Origin of the sequence: Roseobacter weihaiensis (assembly GCF_020622345.1) — a bacterium.
Lineage (GTDB): Bacteria > Pseudomonadota > Alphaproteobacteria > Rhodobacterales > Rhodobacteraceae > Roseobacter > Roseobacter weihaiensis.
Map to the genome: position 1 here is coordinate 1 of NZ_JACNMO010000090.1, position 537 is coordinate 537.

1 pseudogene is annotated in these 537 nt (G+C 55.9%); it reads right to left on the bottom strand.

Annotation, left to right across the window (positions count from 1 at the left end):
• Positions 1-451 (bottom strand): annotated as a pseudogene (locus tag H7847_RS26650) (transposase); the annotation flags it as partial.
• Between the last annotated feature and the right edge of the window lie 86 nt (positions 452-537).

Below are 537 nucleotides of genomic sequence, written 5' to 3' on the forward strand. Positions count from 1 at the left end.
CCCAGTTTTGCCAATGTCCGACGGGCAGATAGATGGCTTTCCTCGACCAGCCGGATGATCTCAAGCTTTTCTGATGCAGGGTACCTCATTCGTGGTCGCCCCCACCGTCGAACATGCTTTTTTTGAGAAGACGTAGTTCCAAGGTTTGCTCTGCCACGACTTCCTTGAGATCTTTGGCCTCGCGGCGTAGCTCTTTGACCTCATCCGTGTTCGCGGCCCGGGCCGTATCGCCAGCCAAGCGCTTCTTCCCAGCTCCCATGAAGTCCTTGGACCATTTGTAATACAGCCCCTGGTATATGCCCTCGCGGCGGCACAGCTCAGCGATGCTGTCTTCACCACGCAGGCCATCCAGCACGATGCGGATCTTCTCTTCGCCGGAATATTGCTTGCGGGTGGCACGCCTGATGTCTTTGACGATCTGCTCGCCAGGGCTCTTCGTTGTCTTTCTCATCGTCCACTCCTCAGTGGTGACGATGAGCCAGAAACACTCCCTTAGCAAATCACCCTAAATGGCCCCATAAGCGCTGACGTCAGACA